This is a genomic window from Anaeromassilibacillus senegalensis (genome assembly GCF_001261775.1).
GTDB lineage: Bacteria > Bacillota > Clostridia > Oscillospirales > Acutalibacteraceae > Anaeromassilibacillus > Anaeromassilibacillus senegalensis.
In genome coordinates, this window is sequence record NZ_LN868537.1 from 846,108 (window position 1) to 865,430 (window position 19,323).

Annotated in this window: 17 protein-coding genes; 5 read left to right on the forward strand and 12 right to left on the reverse strand. The window is 52.5% G+C overall.

The genetic code is table 11. The annotated features are described in order from the left end of the window. Positions 1–14: 14 nt before the first annotated feature. From BN2106_RS09630 to BN2106_RS09640, 3 genes are all read right to left on the reverse strand, one after another. Entirely contained in the window at positions 15–329 is a 315-nt protein-coding gene (locus tag BN2106_RS09630) for a hypothetical protein (protein ID WP_050698326.1), read from the reverse strand. A 35-nt stretch (positions 330–364) separates the two neighbouring features. Next, positions 365–1,408 (reverse strand): type II secretion system F family protein, encoded by a 1,044-nt coding sequence (locus tag BN2106_RS09635; protein WP_074017478.1) that lies wholly within the window; start codon positions 1,406–1,408, stop codon positions 365–367. Between the two features lie 70 nt (positions 1,409–1,478). Further along, positions 1,479–2,468, reverse strand: a complete 990-nt coding sequence (locus BN2106_RS09640) for a transglutaminase-like domain-containing protein (protein WP_050698327.1) — start codon at positions 2,466–2,468, stop codon at positions 1,479–1,481. A gap of 380 nt (positions 2,469–2,848) precedes the next feature. Between BN2106_RS09640 and BN2106_RS09645 the strand changes: the two genes are divergently transcribed. The 3 genes from BN2106_RS09645 (at position 2,849) to BN2106_RS09655 (ending at position 6,230) form a co-directional block, all read left to right on the forward strand. Further along, positions 2,849–4,225 (forward strand): CCA tRNA nucleotidyltransferase, encoded by a 1,377-nt coding sequence (locus BN2106_RS09645; protein WP_074017479.1) that lies wholly within the window; start codon positions 2,849–2,851, stop codon positions 4,223–4,225. Between the two features lie 13 nt (positions 4,226–4,238). Next, positions 4,239–4,733, forward strand: coding sequence for a DNA-deoxyinosine glycosylase (locus BN2106_RS09650; RefSeq protein ID WP_050698328.1), 495 nt, complete (start codon positions 4,239–4,241; stop codon positions 4,731–4,733). A gap of 186 nt (positions 4,734–4,919) precedes the next feature. After that, positions 4,920–6,230 (forward strand): alpha-amylase family glycosyl hydrolase, encoded by a 1,311-nt coding sequence (locus BN2106_RS09655; RefSeq protein WP_050698329.1) that lies wholly within the window; start codon positions 4,920–4,922, stop codon positions 6,228–6,230. A 166-nt stretch (positions 6,231–6,396) separates the two neighbouring features. Here the strand turns inward: BN2106_RS09655 and sigE are convergent, their stop codons facing one another. The 5 genes from sigE to BN2106_RS09680 all read right to left on the reverse strand — a co-directional run bounded on the left by sigE (position 6,397) and on the right by BN2106_RS09680 (position 9,176). Continuing rightward, positions 6,397–7,119, reverse strand: coding sequence for an RNA polymerase sporulation sigma factor SigE (gene sigE / locus BN2106_RS09660; protein WP_050698330.1), 723 nt, complete (start codon positions 7,117–7,119; stop codon positions 6,397–6,399). A 96-nt stretch (positions 7,120–7,215) separates the two neighbouring features. Continuing rightward, positions 7,216–8,043 carry a sigma-E processing peptidase SpoIIGA gene (locus BN2106_RS09665; RefSeq protein WP_050698331.1) on the reverse strand — a complete coding sequence of 276 codons (828 nt, stop codon included), beginning with the start codon at positions 8,041–8,043 and terminating at the stop codon, positions 7,216–7,218. Positions 8,044–8,203: 160 nt separating this feature from the next. Then, positions 8,204–8,467, reverse strand: a complete 264-nt coding sequence (locus BN2106_RS09670; RefSeq protein ID WP_050698332.1) for a spore coat protein — start codon at positions 8,465–8,467, stop codon at positions 8,204–8,206. A gap of 13 nt (positions 8,468–8,480) precedes the next feature. Next, entirely contained in the window at positions 8,481–8,663 is a 183-nt protein-coding gene (locus BN2106_RS09675; RefSeq protein WP_050698333.1) for a hypothetical protein, read from the reverse strand. A 141-nt stretch (positions 8,664–8,804) separates the two neighbouring features. Beyond that, positions 8,805–9,176, reverse strand: coding sequence for a type II toxin-antitoxin system PemK/MazF family toxin (locus BN2106_RS09680; RefSeq protein ID WP_050698334.1), 372 nt, complete (start codon positions 9,174–9,176; stop codon positions 8,805–8,807). A gap of 989 nt (positions 9,177–10,165) precedes the next feature. On the opposite strand from BN2106_RS09680, the gene BN2106_RS09685 reads away from it, so the two are divergent. Both BN2106_RS09685 and BN2106_RS09690 read left to right on the forward strand, forming a co-directional pair. Then, positions 10,166–11,470 (forward strand): ABC transporter substrate-binding protein, encoded by a 1,305-nt coding sequence (locus tag BN2106_RS09685; RefSeq protein ID WP_242846292.1) that lies wholly within the window; start codon positions 10,166–10,168, stop codon positions 11,468–11,470. Continuing rightward, positions 11,467–13,980 carry a response regulator gene (locus tag BN2106_RS09690; RefSeq protein WP_050698335.1) on the forward strand — a complete coding sequence of 838 codons (2,514 nt, stop codon included), beginning with the start codon at positions 11,467–11,469 and terminating at the stop codon, positions 13,978–13,980. Before BN2106_RS09685 ends, BN2106_RS09690 begins: the two co-directional genes overlap by 4 nt. A gap of 364 nt (positions 13,981–14,344) precedes the next feature. Here the strand turns inward: BN2106_RS09690 and BN2106_RS09695 are convergent, their stop codons facing one another. The 4 genes from BN2106_RS09695 to BN2106_RS16765 all read right to left on the reverse strand — a co-directional run bounded on the left by BN2106_RS09695 (position 14,345) and on the right by BN2106_RS16765 (position 19,317). Continuing rightward, entirely contained in the window at positions 14,345–14,860 is a 516-nt protein-coding gene (locus BN2106_RS09695; protein WP_050698336.1) for a hypothetical protein, read from the reverse strand. Between the two features lie 21 nt (positions 14,861–14,881). Further along, the gene (locus tag BN2106_RS09700) at positions 14,882–16,417 is read right to left on the reverse strand and encodes a bifunctional ADP-dependent NAD(P)H-hydrate dehydratase/NAD(P)H-hydrate epimerase (RefSeq protein WP_074017480.1); all 1,536 of its coding nucleotides are present in this window, start codon (positions 16,415–16,417) and stop codon (positions 14,882–14,884) included. Further along, positions 16,414–16,821, reverse strand: a complete 408-nt coding sequence (acpS, locus tag BN2106_RS09705) for a holo-ACP synthase (protein ID WP_050698337.1) — start codon at positions 16,819–16,821, stop codon at positions 16,414–16,416. The genes BN2106_RS09700 and acpS overlap by 4 nt, the downstream gene beginning before the upstream one ends. A gap of 156 nt (positions 16,822–16,977) precedes the next feature. Continuing rightward, the gene (locus tag BN2106_RS16765; protein WP_050698338.1) at positions 16,978–19,317 is read right to left on the reverse strand and encodes a glycogen/starch/alpha-glucan phosphorylase; all 2,340 of its coding nucleotides are present in this window, start codon (positions 19,315–19,317) and stop codon (positions 16,978–16,980) included. Positions 19,318–19,323 lie beyond the last annotated feature (6 nt).

A 19,323-nucleotide genomic window follows, 5' to 3' on the forward strand; every position in this document is an offset into this window, starting at 1 on the left:
TCATGATACACCTTTCATTGAAGCGGCACTACCGTAATTTCCGGCATTTGGTTATCCGCAAAAATCTCATAAAACACGGCAAATCGTTCGGAATCGATTTGGATTCCATAACGCCGCTGCAATTCCTCCAACGTGGGAGGATAGGCTCCCTCTGTTGTATAGCAGGTCACAGCTGCACGCCGCAGGCTGTTTTCCAGCTGCTTCCGCGCCTCAGTGCTCTGCCCATCCTGCAGATTCCCTACCGCCGTAAAGAGCGCCAGCACCCCACACAGCACGAGTGCCGGAAGAAAAAGAAACTTCCACACTTGGAATTCACTGCGCCGCCTCATATCGTCCCCACCTTCTTATACTCTCTTGCGCCGCATTATAGAGCGGACATGATGTGAATGAGCGGCAGCATGACCGACAGGAGAATCGCACCGATCATCAAGGATGTTACAATGACCAAAGCCGGCTCCACCCGGCCCACTGTTTCTTCGATGTTCTCTTCGGCTTCCTCTTCAAGCCTGCGGGCAATCTCCGCCATCACTGTATCGCCGGAACCACTGCGAAACCCCAATGCCAGCAGTCGGCAGGAACCGGCGGGCATCAAATCACTTTTTTGCAGCGCCTCAGCAAGTCCGGCGCCGGCAAACAACCGGTTCCGGCAATTCTCCATCCGTTCCATCGCGCCAGCCGTATCCCCGGCAAAGGGCGCCGCCGTTTCCAAAGCTTGCTCCATGGACAAACCGCTCCGCAACCCCATCGACAAGGCGGAGGCAAACCGGGCCGTGGCAATCTTTCTGGACAGTCCCTTTTCTCCATGGTGCCGGTTCCACCAACTTAGAAACGACATGCGCAGAGATGCACTCGCCGTAAAGGCCGCCACAATTGAAACCGCCAGGGCCAGCACGACGCACAGTGCCGGCATGCAGGCGTTTAATACCACTCCCAACTGTAAAAGCCCGCCGCCTAAGCCTGTCAGTCCTGTCCCCATCTGTGCAAAAACCTGATCGAACACCGGTAATACCTTTGCCAACAATACGACCAGCACAACCAACATCAAAAGCGCCAGTATGGATGGATATAAAAGAGCGTTCCGAATTTGCCGGCCAAGCTTTCCCTGCGCCTCATAATGGTTGGCCAAGCCCTCAAACACCTCTTCCAGCCTTCCGGACTGCTCCCCAACCCGGACCATTTCCACCAGATAAGCCGGAAACATCTCCGCGCCCTCCAAAATGGCGGACAGCTGTTCCCCGCCCTCCGCCTGCGCGGCTAGTTCGGCCAGCAACGCAGCGCTTGCGCCGTCGCTTTCTTCCGCCAGCAGGCACAACGCGTCGGCTGTTCCAACACCCGCCCGAATCAGCAGGGAAAGCTCCATGCAAAAGTCTGAAAGCGCTTCATTGGACAAAATTATTTTTCTCATCATACAACCGCCTCATAAAAAATGAACCTGCACCAAAGTACAAGTCCATTTTATCAATGTTTTTCCTTCGCTTTTAATAAATATATTTCGCGCTGTAGTTGGCATCGTTTCCAATATATTCCATAATCTTTTTACTCTGCTTCCCACTGGAAGCGAAAGTCGGATCCATCAGCTTCCAGGAGGTCCCATCAAAATAGACGACTCCTTCAACCCAACCGGTTTCCTTGGAATACACATTGATCCAGGCGTGGTAAATGCTGCCGCTGTATCCCACCACCAGTTTCGTAGGTACATTCTGGCTGCGGAGCATGGCGGCCATCACCGCGGCGTAGTCAAAACAAATTCCTTTTTTCTCCGACAAAACCGTATCCAGAACCGGCAGGTATCCGCTCTGTACAGAAGCCGCTTTTTGATCATCATACGTGATGTTCTTAACCACATAGTCGTAAATTGTCTGCACTTTTTTCAGCGGATCATTCTCGCTTCCCGTCAGTTCCGCCGCCTTTTTAACCACCTGGCTGTCCGGCGTATAATTCACATACTGATTCGGCAGCAGAAACGGGGCAAATTCATCCTTCAGCGCAGCCGTAAACGTAACGGATACGACCGTTGCATAGCTGGTTCCGGAAATATTTTCAAACACCGTTACCTTATAACTGCCGTTGCCGTCGGACAAGGGAAAAGTCGCATAGTCGGCTCCCGCCGTCAAATTGTATGTATACGCAGTTCCGCTGGGGCCTTTGACCTGCGCTTTGAGTTTCTTACTGCTAGCTGCGGCGTATCGCGCCATCACATACCCGTCGGCTGTATTGGAATAGTCGATCTCTGCTTTCTCGCTCTTTTTCACCAGCGAACCGGAGGCCTTCGGCATTGTATTGTTTGGAATCGCCGGCGCTTTTGCCAGCGCTACCGCCTCCTCTTCAATATCTTCAATGCCCAAATCCACGGATGCAATATACGCGTCCGATTCTGTCGCCTCCGCGGGACCCGACGCACAGCCGGCGCCGAATAAAAGAAGAAGCGCCATCAGCACCAACCCGATCTTTTTACCAGCCCGATTCATGAGCCTACTCCCCTATTCTTTCCTGCATTAACATCACTCTATCTATTTACATGTTACTTTTATCTTATAATAGCACAGCCTGTCTCATATGGAAAGGATAATCAGAGAATATTTAAAAATGTGTTTTGAGCCAACCTTTTCAGCTGATTCTTCTTCTGCCACGCTTTTTTCATATCATCTTAAAGCGAAAACCTCAAAACGATGAGCAAACCTTTTCACTGTACTGCAATTGACAACTCCCAATTGAATTATCCGGAAATTCAGGTATAATATAGAAACGAGTATTCCATGGACTGTAAGCCCTATATACAAACAGCTGTCATTGTGTTCAGATACATATGGGTCTTTTGTTTTATTTAAGAAGAAATTGAGGTGAAGCGATGCCTTCCACCAAGAAGCGTTCCGGTATCGGCAGACTTCCCCACCCGATCCACCCTCCGCAGCAGGTTCTTATTTTGCTCCGTCTGCTGCAAGAGCAGGGGTTTGAGGCATATATTGTAGGCGGTTGTGTCCGGGACAGTTTTCTCGGCCTGTATCCAAATGACTGGGATATCACCACCTCCGCCATGCCGGACGAAGTGGTCAATGCATTGCCCGGTTACCGCATTTTGACCACAGGGTTAAAGCATGGCACCGTCACGGTTCTGACCGACGATATGCCGGTTGAAATCACTACCTACCGGATCGACGGTGCCTATTCAGACGGACGGCATCCAGATGCCGTTTTCTTTTCCCGCAGCCTGCGAGAGGACCTGGCTCGTCGGGATTTCACTGTCAACGCGCTCGCCTATTCTCCCGCCATCGGCTTGGAGGACCATTTTAACGGATTGCACGACCTGCACAGCCGCACACTGCGCTGTGTGGGAATTCCAGAGCAGCGTTTTCAGGAGGATGCGCTCCGCATTTTGCGTGCGCTCCGCTTTGCCGCGACGCTCGGCTTTACCATTGAAAAGAAAACCGCTTATGCAATCTACCAACAAAAAGAGCTTTTGCGGCAAATTTCTGCGGAACGCATCCAGGCGGAGTTCAGCAGGCTGCTTTGCGGGCGCAATGCAGAACGCATCCTCCGCAAATACAGGGAAGTTATTGCCGTCTTTATTCCGGAAATCCAGCCGATGGCAGGGCTGAACCAACACAGTCCCTACCATATTTACGATGTGTGGGAACACACCATTCACGCGGTCTCCGCCGTCGAGCCTGTTCCGGAATTGCGGCTGGCCATGCTGCTGCATGACATTGGCAAACCCCTGTGCTTTTCCATGGACGCAAAAGGGATCGGTCATTTTTATGGGCATCAAAAGCTGGGCGCTGATCTTGCAGAAAAAATACTGGAACGCCTGCGCTTCAGCAGGCAAACCGTCCAGACGGTAACGGCACTGGTCCGCTACCATGATATTTCCATAACAGACGACGAGGTACGCGTCAAACGCTGGCTGAACCGGCTGGGAGAGCCGCTCTTCCGCATGCTGTTACAGGTGAACCGGGCCGATACCGTCGCGCATTCCGCTGCTGCCGCCGTACGCATGGAGATGATTCGCCGGGAAGAATTTGTCCTGGAAAAAATTCTGGCGGACAAGCAGTGTTTCCAGCTGAAGGATTTGGCGGTCGGCGGCAAGGATTTGCTTGCAATCGGCGTTCCTGAGGGACAATCCGTCGGCAAAGCGCTGCAATCGCTGCTGGAAGCCGTGATCGAAAAACGCTGCTTTAACCAAAAAGAAGCGCTTCTGGTTTACGTCAAAAAGCATATCTTGAAATGAAAGGAGCCGCCGCATGCCGGAATTTGTACAGCATACCATCGGTCCTGTCTACGATACCACATCGAACATCCTGATTCTGGGGACAATGCCCTCCCCCAAAAGCCGGGAATACGGTTTTTTCTATTCCCATCCGCAAAACCGTTTTTGGCGCGTGCTTGCGGAGCTGCTGCAAACGCCGGTTCCTTCCTCCAATGAAGAAAAGCGCCGGCTTTGTCTCAGCCATCACATCGCCCTGTGGGACGTGCTGCAAAGCTGCTCCATCGAGGGCGCGGATGACGCCAGCATCCGTGAGCCTGTTGCCAACGACATCGCCGGACTCTTGCGGGAAACCGGTATCCGCAAGGTTTTTACCACCGGAACAAAAGCCGCCGCACTTTATAAACGGCTCTGTTTTCCGTCCACCCAGCTCTCCGCCATCGCGCTGCCATCCACCAGCCCGGCAAACTGCCGCCACTATTCCTACCCGGACCTGGTGGATGCCTACCGCGTCATACTGGAATATTTATAAAGAATGTGCAAAAGATAGGCTTTGGATTTTACGTGACAAATCTGCACATTTATTGTATAATAGCAACATAACTCTTTCTTATTTCTTTGGATTGGAAAGAGAAAGTAGACAAATAGCCGGCTAACCGCTGTTAGCCAGGTTTTGTCTTTGCAACAATTTTAAACAGCGGAGAATGGGGTTTTTACCATGTGGGCTTATGAAAGTGTCTTTTATCAAATATATCCTCTGGGGTTCTGCGGCGCGCCCCGTCAGAATGACGGCGTTTTAGAGCCGCGCATTCGGAAAGTCGCGGATTGGATTCCGCATATAAAGGACTGCGGCGCGGACGCCATCTACTTTTCGCCGATCTTTGATTCCGATGCACACGGCTATGATACGCGCGATTACCGCAAGCTGGACTGCCGCCTGGGCTCCAACGAGGACTTTGCCGAAGTATGCGGGGAACTGCACAAAAACGGAATCAAAGTTGTGCTGGACGGCGTATTCAACCACGTTGGCCGCGGATTCTGGGCCTTCCAGGACGTTTTAAAAAACCGGGAGCAGTCCCCTTACAAGGACTGGTTCCACATCAATTTTGGCGGAAACGACGGCTATAACGACGGGCTTTGGTACGAGGGCTGGGAAGGCCACTACGAACTGGTAAAGCTCAATCTGCGCAACGAAGCCGTGATTGAGCACCTGTTCTCCTGCATCCGCGGCTGGGTGGATGAATTCGACATCGATGGCCTGCGCCTCGACGTCGCCTACTGTGTGGACCGTGATTTTCTGCGCCGCCTGCGCGGCTTCTGCGATACATTGAAGTCGGAATTCTTCCTGGTTGGAGAAATTCTGGGAGGCGATTATACCCAGATCATGAATGATCAGATGCTTCACAGTGCGACCAATTATGAATGCTATAAAGGGCTGTTTTCCAGTTTGAATTCCATGAATCTGTTTGAAATCGGCCATTCCCTGCTGCGTCAGTTCGGCCCGGAAAACTGGACGCTTTACAAGGGAAAACATCTGCTCAACTTTGTCGACAACCACGATGTGGCGCGCATTGCGAGTAATCTCACCACCAAAGAGCACCTTCCCCTCATTTACGCCCTGTTGTTCGGTATGCCGGGCATCCCCTGCATCTATTACGGCAGCGAGTGGGGCGCAGAAGGCAAAAAGGAACACGGCAGCGACGATTCCCTCCGCCCCTGCTTTGAAACGCCGGAAAGCAACGAATTGACCGAATGGATCGCCAAATGCGCCAAGGCGCACAAGGACAGCAAGGCTCTGTGCTACGGCGATTTCCATTCCATCCTGCTCACCAACAAGCAATTTATTTTCGAGCGCAGCTTTGAGGGACAGCGGGTTCTGGTCGCCATCAACGCGGACAGCGAAGCCTGCGACGCACATTTCAATGCCAATGCCGGGCGCGCCAGAGATTTGATCACCGGCGAAACGCATGACTTTGGCGGTGGAAGCCAGCTGCCGCCCTACAGTGCGTTTTTCTGGGAAATTTATTGACGGGAACACAAGGGTCTTTGTAAAATCCGCACAGCATACCAGAACCACAAAATAAACGATGCGAAACTGATATAATAAACGCCCATGAACTCCGGTTTTCATTGGAGTTCATGGGCGTTTTATCACTATGTTATCATCGGATTTTTTCTGTAACAGCTCCTTTCCTTCAGCTGACCCGCTCCAGGTCCCGTTTCAGCCGTTCAATGATACGCTTTTCTAGACGCGATATGTAGGATTGGGAAATGCCCAGACTGTCCGCCACCTCCTTCTGCGTATGTTCTTTCGTATGATTCAGGCCGAAGCGGAGCTGCATGATTCTCTTTTCGCGCGGGGCCAGATGTTCCACCGCGTTTAACAGCAGGTCCCGTTCCACCTCCTGTTCAATCCCGTGGTTGACAACGTCCTGCTCGCTGCCCAGTATGTCGGAGAGGAGCAGCTCGTTTCCATCCCAGTCCACGTTCAGCGGATCGTCAATGGAGATTTCATTTTTCTGTTGGGAGCTCTTCCGCAGAAACATCAGAATTTCATTTTCAATACAGCGGGAAGCATATGTCGCCAGTTTGATATTTCGTTCCGGACAAAACGTGTTGACCGCTTTAATCAAGCCTATGGTACCAATGGAGATCAGGTCTTCCACGCCGGCATTGCTGGATTCAAACTTTTTTGCGATGTAAACCACCAGACGCAGGTTATGGGTGATCAGCGGTTCCCGGGCATTCTGTTTTCCCTTCATAATGTTTTCCATCACAATTGCTTCTTCGTCGCGCGTCAACGGCGGCGGCAGGGTTTCCGGGCCGTTGATGTAATGGACCTCTCCTTGCAGGCCCAGACGGAGCAAAAAAAACGACCATTTGCTTTTCAGCCATTGAAACAGGCTCCATTTTTTCATTTTCAACGCAGTTTCCCTTTTTACCGCTGCCGCCGCGGTCTCAATTCTCCCGCCCTCGGCCAGATTTGGGCGGAATCAGCCGTCTGCTCACGGCATTCAGGACAACAGGTCGGGATTGAGCAGCGCGCTGAAATCCCCTCCCGAAAGAGATTCCCGGCTGACCGCAATATAGACGTCCTTTGCTTCTATTTTCTTTTCTCCGGCGAGGATCACCAGTTTATCCGGACGGAACGCGGGCAGGATACCGCTTCCTGAAACCGTCTGAAACGGAACCACACGGAAGGAAGTCTGTTCTTCTTCCGGAGGCAAGATTTCACGAAATGCACTTTCCTCCACTACCACCACCGGAAACCCCGAAAACGGCTCCACAAGGGTATTTCCCGTGTCCACCTTCGCTTTGCAAACCCCGGTTGCCCCTTTATAATCAATCCATATCCGGCAAAAAAGGAGCGACGGATTTTGCCGTCCTGTGACGCGCTGGATAACGCGGATAATCAGGTAGCACAATACCGTTACCACCAGCAGGAACAACGGCGAAATTTCGAAATAGACGACGGAATTTTTAATGAGCAGTCCCTGAGGCGCGATGAAAAACCACAGGCAGAGCATAAAACCAGCAAAGGCAAAATTGGTTATGTAGAAGCAGGCCAGCTCCCGCAAAAACAGCTTGAGCGTTCTGCGCGGAAAAGCTGCAAGTACAATCGTGGCAGACATCGCCAGCTTGACCAGAAGCGATAAAACGGAGGGCAGCTCCGGAAAGAAAATACTGAGCGCGTAAAACGCTCCCAGCGCCGCCGCCGCAACCAGCCGCCGCCGCTTGACGGAAATACTGAGAAACCGTGCAACTGCCAAAAGCAAAAAATAGTTGATAAACAGGTTGACGCCGATTAGTACGTCCAGATAAATCGTCTGCGTGTGTGCCATTCCCCCTTTCCCTACGGTGAAGCTGTATCATTGATCTTTATTATAGCGGGTCCATTTTGCTGTTTCTGTCAGAAATTGAAGGGTGTCCCGCACCTTTTTCCGTTGGAATGACAAAAAGAGCCGGTCCAAAAGATGTTTCTTTTGGACCGGCTCCGCTTCTTTAGCCCTGTGGGTTTTCGTTTTGATATTTCTGCTTTGCCTGCTGAATCTTTTGCTGCTCCGCCTGCGGAGTCGTATACCAGCCGCGTTTTTTCATCTCGTCAAACACATCCGCCTGGATTTGGTGTTCCTCGGTCAGAATGTTTAAAAACTCGTCGCGGATATTCGGCGTCGCACATTCATTCGTGTACGTGTTGTACGTGTCTGTAATAAATTTCTGTGAAGTCAAAACGTCGTCAAATACTTCTTTTTCCTGCATACTCATCGCATATCCCTCCCTAATTCAAAAAGCTCAGAAGCTTTTCATAATGGGTCTGGTGTTTTCCGGCAATTGCTTCGCATTTTTGCTTCAATTCCGGATCCGTACACTGTTGGGCATATGCTTTGCATTTGGTAATGAGCAGCTTTTCCCCGCTGAGCTGATCCTCAATTGCAGAGAGCTCCTTTTCGGTCAATGCCATTGGAACACATCCCTTCTTTTGTTTGCGCCTGCCCTGCGGCCGCGCCTTCTTTATTTTGAAAGAATTCTTCTGTTTTTATACCATATGGGGCAAAAATATGATGCCCCGCCGGGCCGCTATCGCCTGCTGTTATCCTGCAGCTTATGTAGCCCGGCGAACCTCTTCCGTACTGCCCAATCCAAAACTGATGCTCAGCGCCTGATCCACCTGTTCCATGGACGCGCGGTCAATGCGTCCCATGCGCTCCTTCAGTCTGTGCTTATCTATGGTGCGGACCTGTTCCAATAAAACCACCGAATCCTTCGCCAGGCCAGTATTTTCCGAGTCGAGCATAATGTGCGTGGGAAGGTTTGCCTTGGCACGCTGGCTGGTGATTGCGGCCGCGATTACGGTTGGACTGAACCGGTTTCCTACATCATTCTGAACAATTAGCACAGGGCGCACTCCGCCCTGTTCCGAGCCGACCACAGGGCTTAAATCGGCATAGTAAATATCGCCTCTTCTAATGTTCACTCTTTTCACTCTCCGAATAATCATGTGATGCCGGTTTCTTAATCGTTGTTAAGATATTGAAACCAGCTGAACTGTCTTGCTCATGAGCCTGTTTGTATTGTTGGCGGCGCCATTCGCGTTTATGCACAACGCTGCGACGCCATAAAAAATTTTTCCAGGCCCGTTACCATAATATTAGAGAGCGGCGTGGGTTGGCACAAAAACAAAACTGATAAAAATAGTTGCGTTTTACCAGTTTTTGCGTGCTTTCTCTTTGACTTGGCAGAAAAGGAATTTTTGTTCCCTTCAAAGGAAGAAAATCTGGCGATTTTTATTGATGTATAATAAAATAATAACTATTCGGCGGTGGTAAGATCTTTTTACTGAAAAACATGAAAGCAGCGCTTCCGCTGCGTGCAATACAATCCTGCAAGGGTAAAATGGTGCCCAAGCGAGCAAACAAGGTATAAACAGCAGCATGAAGCAATAAAACAAAATGAACTGTTTGACATTTTTATGCGCTACTATTAAAATGAAAAAGCTGGTTATCTTTTTATTCCCCCTGGGCAGATAAGGTGAAAAGCCCGGACTGTACATAGCTATCCATATTTTTTTTGGCAAAACACACTTCCACAAATTGATTGCCATACCACCAATAAAAAGAGCGTCTAAACCGTTGAAAACAGGTCTGAGGATTTGCTCTCTACGATTGAATATCGACGGAAAATCAAGTATTCTTAACTATAGAGAGGATAGACCTCATTTAAAGTCCTTCAATTGACATAAAACTGTTGCCTTTGCAAACGGGGCGCCTCCACAGGAAAAGGCTGACAACAGAAATCTCATGACCGCACACGCTCTTGAGGCAAAAGTTCTTGGGGGTTGGTGTTCTCCATGCGACCCTGTGTAAGGTTCTGAAAACAGCCCCGTTGTTTAGCATTGAAAACGAAACACAGTGAGCTTGTGACTGGACCCAAAGACCGGTCATGCTAATTAGAAGAGGAGACCGTATGAGACTGATAAAACGAATGGCCGCGGGACTGGCGGCCGCCCTCCTGCTGGGAGTGTTGTCTGGCTGCGGCGGCCGGCAGGGAGAAAATATCGTGTTTGACAGTGCCCTGGAGGACGCCGGTTCGGAGACACATCTGACGTTTTTCGGTTTCAAATACGAAGCGTTGAATGTCATGGCCATTGAAGACGCACTTCATCGCTATATGGACACCTACCCCGAAGTCTCCATCTCCTACGACGGAATCAAGAGCCCGGCGTATTTTGATGTGCTGGAAAAGCGGCTGGCCACCGGGAACGAGGACGACGTTTTCATGGTGGACCACGAACGGGTGTTGGAGCTGGGAAACCAGGGAAAGCTGGCAGACCTCTCCGGTCTCTCCACGCTGGACAGCTTCAGCGAACTGGCCAAGAGCCAGATGGATGCGGACGGCAAAGTTTACTATGTCCCCACCTCCATTTCCGCCTTTGGCCTCTACTGTAACCTGGATCTCTTGAAGCAACACGGGCAGACCGTCCCGGAAACCTTGCCGGAACTGCAGGCAGTGTGCGATTACTTTGTATCCGAGGGAATCGTTCCCATTGTCGCCAACAACGACATTTCTCTGAAAACCGTGGCCATTGCAAAGGCAATGCTGCCCATCTATCAGAGCGGCCACACCGCCGAGGATATCGCCCGCTTCAACAGCGGCCAGGCGGATTTGGCTCAGGCGCTTCGTCCCGGCTTTGCGTTGGTGGAGCAGATGCTGGACCGGGGCTGGATCGATGCGGATGAGGCCCTGCAGACCGCTAAGACCAAGGACGATCTGGCACTGTTCGCAAAAGGCGACAGGCCCTTCATGCTCACAGGCGCGTGGGCAGTGTCCCGGCTGCGGGATCTGGAACCTGGCTTTCAGTTCGAGGTGCATCCTTATCCGATTCTGGAAGACGGGAGCGTGCTGGTTATCAATGTAGATACGCGCATCAGCGTCAATGCGGACAGTCCGAATGTTGAGCAGGCCAAACAGTTTGCGGAGTTCATGACCCAAAAGGACGTCATGTGGGAATTCGTGGAAAGCCAGAGTTCCTTCAGCCCGCTGGAAGAAAACCGGCTGGCAAAAGACAAGGCCATACAATCCATCGGACCGTATTTGAATAACGGGCGCAGCGTGCTGGGTTCGGACGACAATCTGCATTTCCCCATCTGGGATATGACGCGGCAGTGCGTGGTGGAGCTGCTAGAGGGGGGCGATGCGGATTCCGCTACCACCCTATTGGACGCGCAGATCGCGAAATGGATACATACAGAGGGGGACGGCGCGGAATGAACATCAAACGGATCGGTCGTTTTGTGGTTCCGGTGCTGTTAGCAGCAGCATTCATTGCAGGCGGCATATTTTACATCACCGGCGTGCGGGACGCGCTCTGGACCAAGGCGGTCACGGACATTCTGGAAACCACCACACAGGGCCGTCACGCGCTGGATACCTATCTGGAAAAGGATGCAGATGCCCTGCGTCAACTGTCTGTCGAACTTGCTGAACAGGACTCCCGGGACGCCGCTGCGATCCTGGACGAACTGCGCCTGCACCGTTCAGAGGAGACAACGTATATTTGTGTGGATCTGGACGCCGGGAGCGCCTATTCCGTAGAACTGAAGACGGGGTATCCCCTGGATGAGGAACAGTTGGAGCTGTTCCAAAGTATGGGGGAACAAGGTATTCGGCGGCCCTTCCTGGACGGGCACACCGGCGTGTGGACCATTGGCATGTATAAGCGTTTCACCTTTGCGGACGGTGCGCAGGGCTATGTACAAAAGATGCAGCCCTTGTCATCGGTTGCGGACCGCTTCTCCCTATCGTTTTATAATGACGCCGGTTTTTCCTACGTCGTGGACCGGGCAGGTAACATCTTAATCCGCTCTCAGCACCGCAACAGCAACCGGACCTTTCAGAACCTCTTTGACATCATCGATCTGCAGAATAACGATCAGCAGGCGGTGGATTCCTTCCGCTGTGCGCTGGAGGAAGGCAAGCAGGGGGTGGCCCGGTTTCAATATCAAGGGGAAGACTATGTGTTCTGCTACGTGCCCATGGAGCGCGCGGCGGATTGGTATGTGGTCTCCATCATTCCGGATCAAGTCATTATGGAGCAGGCGAACAGCATCCTGCGCCAATCCCAGCTCTTGATCGTGTTCATTCTTGCCGGTATGCTGGCGCTGGCGGCGGTATTTCACATCTACCGGGACTCCACCCGCCGCGTGTTGCAGGCGGAAGAGACAGCCCGCAGGGCGGCCGAGAGTGCAAATCATGCGAAGAGCCGCTTCCTCTCCAACATGTCTCACGATATCCGCACCCCTATGAACGCAGTCATTGGCATGACGAAGCTGGCTTCTGACCATATAAACGAGCCGGAGAAGGTGCAGGAATACCTGAAAAACATCCGCACCTCCGGTCAATTGTTGGTGGGGCTGATCAACGATATACTGGATTTGTCCAAAATAGAGAGCGGTAAAATGACGCTGAATAACGATACCGTGTCTCTGGTGGATCTGATGACGGAACTGGTGAGCATCGTACAGCCCACCGTACAGCAGAAACGGCAGGTGTTCAACATTCGCCTGCATCGCGTGGAGCACGAGAAACTCTGTCTGGACGCCCTGCGTTTGAATCAGATCCTGCTCAACCTTCTCTCCAACGCCATGAAATTCACCCCCGAGGGGGGCGGCATCAGCGTGGACGTGACTGAGAGCCCCTCTGACCGGGAGGGGTACGCCCATTTCACTTTCCGGGTGGCAGACACTGGCATCGGGATGAAAGCGGAATTTCTCAAGGATCTGTTCACCTCTTTCGTAAGGGAACAGGACAGCCGTGTCAGCCGGATTGAGGGCAGCGGCTTGGGTATGGCCATTACAAAGATGATTGTGGACCTGATGGAGGGAAGCATTCAGGTGGAGAGTACACCGGGGGCGGGAACCATCTTTACGGTAAATCTGGACTTCCAGGTGGAGAGCACCCAGCCGGAGCAAATGCTGCCCCCGCTTCGGGTGCTGGTGGCGGACGACGACCCACTGACGTTGCAATCGGCGGCGGAGATGCTTCAGGAGTTGGGCGTGGAGGCGGACACGGCCGAAAATGGAGCGGATGCCGTGGAACGGGCGGTGGCCGCCCGCAGGGAAAACCGGTCCTATGACCTGATCCTTCTGGATTGGCGGATGCCGGGCATGGACGGCGGTCAGGCCGCCCGAACCATTCTGAACCAGGTGGGAAGCAAGACTCAAGTGGTCATCTTCTCCGCCTACGACTGGGCACGTATCCAGCAAACAGCCCTGACAGATGGCGTTGCGGGCTTTATCCAAAAGCCCTTCTTCAAGTCCACCCTCAACCGCTGCATCCGGCAGTATGTGTTGGGCGAGGCGGCGCCGGACACCACCCGGGAGGCAGCGGCGTCTCTGTCGGGCAGGCGCATCCTGCTTGCAGAGGACAATCTCCTCAACCAGCAGATTGCACAGGAACTGTTGGAAGGCTTTGGTGCAGCGGTGGAAACCGTGGACAATGGGCGGGAATGCGTGGAGCGCTTTTCCCACGCCCGGCCCGGTTATTTCGACCTGATCCTGATGGACGTTCACATGCCGGATCTGAACGGCTACGAGGCCACCCGGGAAATCCGTGCCCTGCCCCGGCCGGACGCGATAGAGATTCCCATTCTTGCCATGACGGCGGATGCCTTCTCTGAAGATATTGCCGCCGCCAAGGAGGCTGGCATGAACGGTCATCTGGCAAAACCCCTGGATATCCCCGCTATGATGCATGAGATCCGAAAGCTGCTGGGGAGCTGAAGGCCGTCACAGGACCGGAACGGGCACATTCTTTGATTATCCCTCTTTCGCCGTTTTCAATTGTGGCAAGCAGTGTTTTATGTACACCATAAAATACTGCTTGCCACTTTTTTGCCTCAGCGAAAATCCATGTCGTCTGCTTGTTTTGGAACCCTCTCTGCCATCATGCAATGGCAAAATAGCTATACAGGCAATAAAAGCCGTTTCGCTTTACCAATTTATAAATGCTTTTCCGTTAACTTAGCGGAAAAGCACTTCTTATTCTCTTTATTAGGTCGAAAATTCAGTGATTTTATTAACGAAATAAAAAACTGCCGTTTACACGCAACCCGGCGCAAACGGCAGTTTTTTGCTCAATTTATTTTCAGGGAATCGTATCATTGTATTCGGAAAAAACAGCGGTAAAATTTTTCTGCGGTACAGTGAGATTTACAAGGCGGCCCGTTTCCGGGTCTGCTGTGAGGGTAAACGCACAGCCGTCAAACTCGCCCATAAAGGTATTGTTCTCCCCTGCCGTTAACACGTCGGACCGGCTGGCATAATCCAGCGTCTCCTGTAGAATGACCGCAAAATTGGCCTGCGGCAAGGGGCATGTATCGCTTTGTGCCTCAAGCCCGGCATAAGTGGTACTGAAACTGTCCCCACTCCAGTAATATCCCATTCCCGCGAGATCTTCCGGCTGTAAAACAGAAAATCGGATGATCCCCGGCGCAGTACGTTCCACCGTGCAAATGGTCTGCGTTTCCCCTGCCGTGATCTCGGCCTTGCAGGAAAACAAAAACACCAAATCCGACGCCTCAAGAGAAGGCGTCACGGCAGAACAGGAAACAATCCAGCAGCATTGTAACATCGCAAGCAGACAAAGTGCCGCTTTGCGCATGGGCATCCCTCCGGAGAGCGTTTACCGCTCAATTTCTAAAAACAGCTCCGGAAGCTTTTCAATCATATCCGTCGGCAGCATGGCACATTTGGAAAGCTGCTGTGCGCAGCGGTCGCCCGCCAGGCCATGCAAGTACACGGCGCCTGCCGCAGCGGTCAACGGATTGACCCCCTGCGCGACAAACGACGCGATCATACCCGCCAGGACATCGCCGCTGCCGGCCTTTGCCATGCCGGGATTCCCGGTGATGTTGAGGAACGCCTTCCCCTCCGGTGAAACGGCGATCGTGCCCGCGCCTTTGAGTACCATGGTCACGTTGTGCTCCGCCGCAAACTTCCGTGCATATTCCAACCGGTGCGCCTGCACATCCGCGACTGTCGTTTTCAACAGGCGCGCCATCTCCCCCGGATGCGGCGTCATGACGACCGGCCCCTTGGCTGTTTTCAATACATCTATATGTTCCGCTACAATATTTATGCCATCGGCGTCGATAACCAACGGGCATTTCGCCGTAGAAATCAGCTTTGTGACCATTGCCGTGGTCCCAGCTGATTTTCCCATACCGCAGCCGATCAGACACGCGGTGGAACGCGAAAGGAACGCAAACAGGTTGCGTTCGCTCTCACCGGACAGCATCCCGTTGGGCAGGTTGTTCAGCAGCGTGTAGGTCGGCTCCGTCACATTCTGGGCTACAATCGGGTAAATTAACGAGGGCAGCGCCACATTGACCAATCCCGCGCCGCACCGTACCGCCGCTTTGGCACTCAGTACCGCGGCGCCCGCCATGCCCACGCTGCCGCAGACACAGAGCAGCCTGCCATAGCTGCCCTTGTTGCTTTCCGGCTTCCTGGGCTTTACCATCGCGCGCGCCACATGCTGCTCCGTCACTTCCAGCGTGGTCGGCTGGCGGTTGATCAGTGCGGACGTGATCCCAACCGGCACCACAGCTACCTGTCCGCAATACGTCTTACCCGGCTGCAACAGATGTGCATTCTTCAGCGTTGTGAAGGACACCGTATAATTGGCGCGGATGCATTTCCCCTGGATACTTCCCGTATCGCAGAGAACACCGCTGGGAACATCCAAAGAAATTACCATGGCGGAGCAGCTCTTCACCACAATGAACAGTGGGTGCAAGTACTCCGGTATCGAACCGTGGAACCCAATACCGTAAATTGCATCCACTATGAAATCGGCGGAGGAAAGCATTGGTGCGATCATCTCCGGCGTTTCCAAATAATCCACGGTCTTAACCGCTGTATCGGCCAGCTTTTCATACATCTCCCGCGCGATATCGGTTCCCGGCTGCCCTTCTACCAGAACGACAATCACCTTTGCACCGAGCTCTGCCAGATGCCGCGCGGCAACAAAGCCGTCCCCGCCATTGTTGCCCTTGCCGCAGAGCACCACAACGCGCTTTTGGTCAACCGGGAAACGCTTTTTGATAAACCGTGCGGCGGCGGCGCCTGCGTTTTCCATCAGCTGTAAATAACTGATTCCCGCCTTGACGGCGCTCTTCTCCAGGCTGCGTGTTTGCTCCGCGTTCAATACCTTCATTTATGTACCTCTCCTTTATCTCCGGATCCTTCCGCAAGCGGGGCTTTCTCCCCGATCACGACTGCCGCCGCATACATCTTTGTATGCGTCACACTTACCGTAAAGGTCAAGCCCCGTTCCTGCGCAATTCGCCCGGCCGCACCACTCAGTTGCAGCAAAGGCTGTCCCAATTTACCCCTCAGCAATTCCACTTCGCAGAGAGCAAACCCACGCACCCCCGTGCCAAGCGCCTTGGCAAACGCCTCTTTTGCGCAAAAGGAAGCCGCCGCACTCTGCGCGGAAAATCCGCGCTCCCGCAAAAAAGCCAGTTCAGCCGGGCCAAACACCTTTTCACAGAAGCGCGGATTTTGTATTGATTTTTTTATTCGGTCTACTTCAATCAGATCAATTCCTGTCACCAGCATGCTATCCCTGCTTTACAGCGTTTTATACCGGAATGTCCTCGGTTTTAGCCAGGCCCCGATGTAACGCAGCTTTGTTTTCATATGATAGCTTATTGTACCACATTTCGACAGCATTGACAATTCTTGGAGCAACCATTTTTATAAAAAGAGACTTCCTTATTTTTCCACTTCCCAGATTTCCCTCGCATACTCATGAATGGTGCGGTCGCTGGAAAATTTGCCCGCATTTGCGGTGTTGAGCAGACATTTCTGTGTGAAATGGAACCGGTCGCGGTACTCCGCATTCGCACGCAGTTTCGCCTCGCAGTACGGGATAAAATCGAGCAGCAGGTAGTAATTGTCCGGTTTGTGCCAGCTGGCGCCCAGCAAAATTGAATTGTAAAGATCCTGGAACATGCCCGTCCCGCCGTCGTCAAACGTACCGTCGACCAGGCAGTCCATCGCCTTTTTGATACGAGGATTCTTCTCATACAGCGCCTTTGGATCGTACGTGTCCGCCAATTTTTCGAGATCTTCCACGCGCGCGCCGAAAATATAGTTGTTTTCCTCTCCGGCCTGTTCCACAATCTCCACATTTGCGCCGTCATAGGTGCCAAGCGTCACGGCGCCGTTCAGCATAAACTTCATGTTTCCGGTTCCGGAAGCCTCTGTGCCCGCCGTGGAAATCTGCTCGGAGATATCGGCCGCGGGAACCAGTTTTTCCGCATAGGAAACATTGTAATTCGAGACAAACACCACCTGCAACCGGTCCTTCGTCTCCGGGTCGTTGTTGACCCGTTTGGCGATTTCATTGATGAACTTGATGACACCCTTAGCACGGAAATATCCCGGAGCCGCCTTGGCTCCAAAAAGAAATACCGTGGGATAAAAATCCTTGATGCGGCCGTCCTTTATGCCAAAATAAAGATCCAGGATGGAAAACGCATTTAACAGCTGACGTTTGTACTCGTGCAGGCGCTTCGCCTGAATGTCAAAGATAAAGTCCGGATCGATCTGCACCCCGTCATGCTTCCATACATAATCTGCCAGCTGCTGCTTTTTCAGGTATTTGATCTCCGCAAACTGGCGGATTGCGGTTGCGTCGTCTTTGTACGCTTCCAGACCCTTCAGCTTATCCAAATCGGTAATCCAGCCGTTGCCGATTTTGCCCGTGATATACCCGGCCAGCTCCTGGTTGGCCAGGGCAAGCCAGCGGCGCTGGGTAATGCCGTTGGTTTTGTTATTGAAACGCTCCGGATACAGCGTATACCATTCGTGCAGCGCAACATTCTTAATGATCTCCGTGTGGATTTTTGCAACGCCGTTGGTGGAGTGCGTCCCAAAAATTGCAAGGCGCGCCATGTGAATCTGTCCGCCGTCTATGATCCGGTACGGTTTCTGCGCTTCCCCTGTCACGCCCATCGCAGCCAGTTCCTTTTGCAGCGTTTTGTCAATCAGCACAACATAGCGGTAAACCTGCGGCAGCACGGAGCGGAACAGGCGGACGCTCCATTTTTCCAGTGCCTCCGCCATAATGGTGTGGTTGGTGTAGGCGAAGGTTTGGCGGGCAATTTTCAGTGCGCGCGCAAAGGTCAAATGCTCGTTCATCACCAGCAGGCGCACCAGTTCCGCAATGGACACAACCGGATGGGTGTCGTTCAACTGGATCGCATAGGTCTCCGGGAACGCGGAGAAATCGTCCCCATGCACCGCTTTATAGCGCCGGATCAAATCCTGCAGGGAGGCGCTGGAGAAAAAGTATTGCTGCTTCAGGCGCAATCGCTTGCCCTTATCTGTATCGTCATTGGGATAAAGCACACTGGAAATCGCTTCCGCCTCGTTGCGCTCTTTTACGGCAAGGTCGTATTTCTGCGCATTGAACAGGTCGAAGTCAAAGCCATTGACCGGTTCCGCCTGCCATAACCGCAGGGTATTGACCGTCCCGCCGCCGTATCCGATCACCGGCGTGTCATAGGGTACGGCATATACGGACTGATTTTTAAATGTAATCAGGACTTTTTCCTCTTCCTTTCGGATGGACCAGGGATCGCCGAAGCGCTGCCAGTCGTCCGCCGTCTCCTTTTGAAAGCCATCGGCAAAATACTGCTTAAACAAACCGTATTTATACCGGATGCCGTAGCCGTCCAGCGGAATCTGGTGGGTAGCCGCGGAATCCAGGAAGCAAGCTGCCAGCCGGCCCAGCCCGCCGTTTCCCAGCGCCGCGTCCTCAATTTCCTCAAATACGGAAAGCTCAATATTATGTTCATTAAACAGCTCCGTGAGCTGTTCCAGTAAGCCAAGATTCAAAAGATTGTTGTAAATCAGGCGGCCAATGAGAAATTCCGCAGAAAAATAGCAGGCGCGCTTTTGCTCCGCAGGTTTTCTCCACTCCGGGATAATTGCTTTCATGGTCGCCTTGGAAACCGCGTTATATAATTCAACTGTGCTGGCGTCCTGAATGCCTTTTCCGTATTCCAGCTCCAACGCCTCACAGATATCGCTTTTAAATGTATTCATGTTTCA

Coding starts and splice junctions, on each gene's coding strand:
- BN2106_RS09630 (WP_050698326.1), bottom strand. CDS start 329: ATGAGGCGGCGCAGTGAATTCCAAGTGTGGAAGTTTCTTTTTCTTCCG.
- BN2106_RS09635 (WP_074017478.1), bottom strand. CDS start 1,408: ATGATGAGAAAAATAATTTTGTCCAATGAAGCGCTTTCAGACTTTTGC.
- BN2106_RS09640 (WP_050698327.1), bottom strand. CDS start 2,468: ATGAATCGGGCTGGTAAAAAGATCGGGTTGGTGCTGATGGCGCTTCTT.
- BN2106_RS09645 (WP_074017479.1), top strand. CDS start 2,849: ATGCCTTCCACCAAGAAGCGTTCCGGTATCGGCAGACTTCCCCACCCG.
- BN2106_RS09650 (WP_050698328.1), top strand. CDS start 4,239: ATGCCGGAATTTGTACAGCATACCATCGGTCCTGTCTACGATACCACA.
- BN2106_RS09655 (WP_050698329.1), top strand. CDS start 4,920: ATGTGGGCTTATGAAAGTGTCTTTTATCAAATATATCCTCTGGGGTTC.
- sigE (WP_050698330.1), bottom strand. CDS start 7,119: ATGAAAAAATGGAGCCTGTTTCAATGGCTGAAAAGCAAATGGTCGTTT.
- BN2106_RS09665 (WP_050698331.1), bottom strand. CDS start 8,043: ATGGCACACACGCAGACGATTTATCTGGACGTACTAATCGGCGTCAAC.
- BN2106_RS09670 (WP_050698332.1), bottom strand. CDS start 8,467: ATGAGTATGCAGGAAAAAGAAGTATTTGACGACGTTTTGACTTCACAG.
- BN2106_RS09675 (WP_050698333.1), bottom strand. CDS start 8,663: ATGGCATTGACCGAAAAGGAGCTCTCTGCAATTGAGGATCAGCTCAGC.
- BN2106_RS09685 (WP_242846292.1), top strand. CDS start 10,166: ATGAGACTGATAAAACGAATGGCCGCGGGACTGGCGGCCGCCCTCCTG.
- BN2106_RS09690 (WP_050698335.1), top strand. CDS start 11,467: ATGAACATCAAACGGATCGGTCGTTTTGTGGTTCCGGTGCTGTTAGCA.
- BN2106_RS09695 (WP_050698336.1), bottom strand. CDS start 14,860: ATGCGCAAAGCGGCACTTTGTCTGCTTGCGATGTTACAATGCTGCTGG.
- BN2106_RS09700 (WP_074017480.1), bottom strand. CDS start 16,417: ATGAAGGTATTGAACGCGGAGCAAACACGCAGCCTGGAGAAGAGCGCC.
- acpS (WP_050698337.1), bottom strand. CDS start 16,821: ATGCTGGTGACAGGAATTGATCTGATTGAAGTAGACCGAATAAAAAAA.
- BN2106_RS16765 (WP_050698338.1), bottom strand. CDS start 19,317: ATGAATACATTTAAAAGCGATATCTGTGAGGCGTTGGAGCTGGAATAC.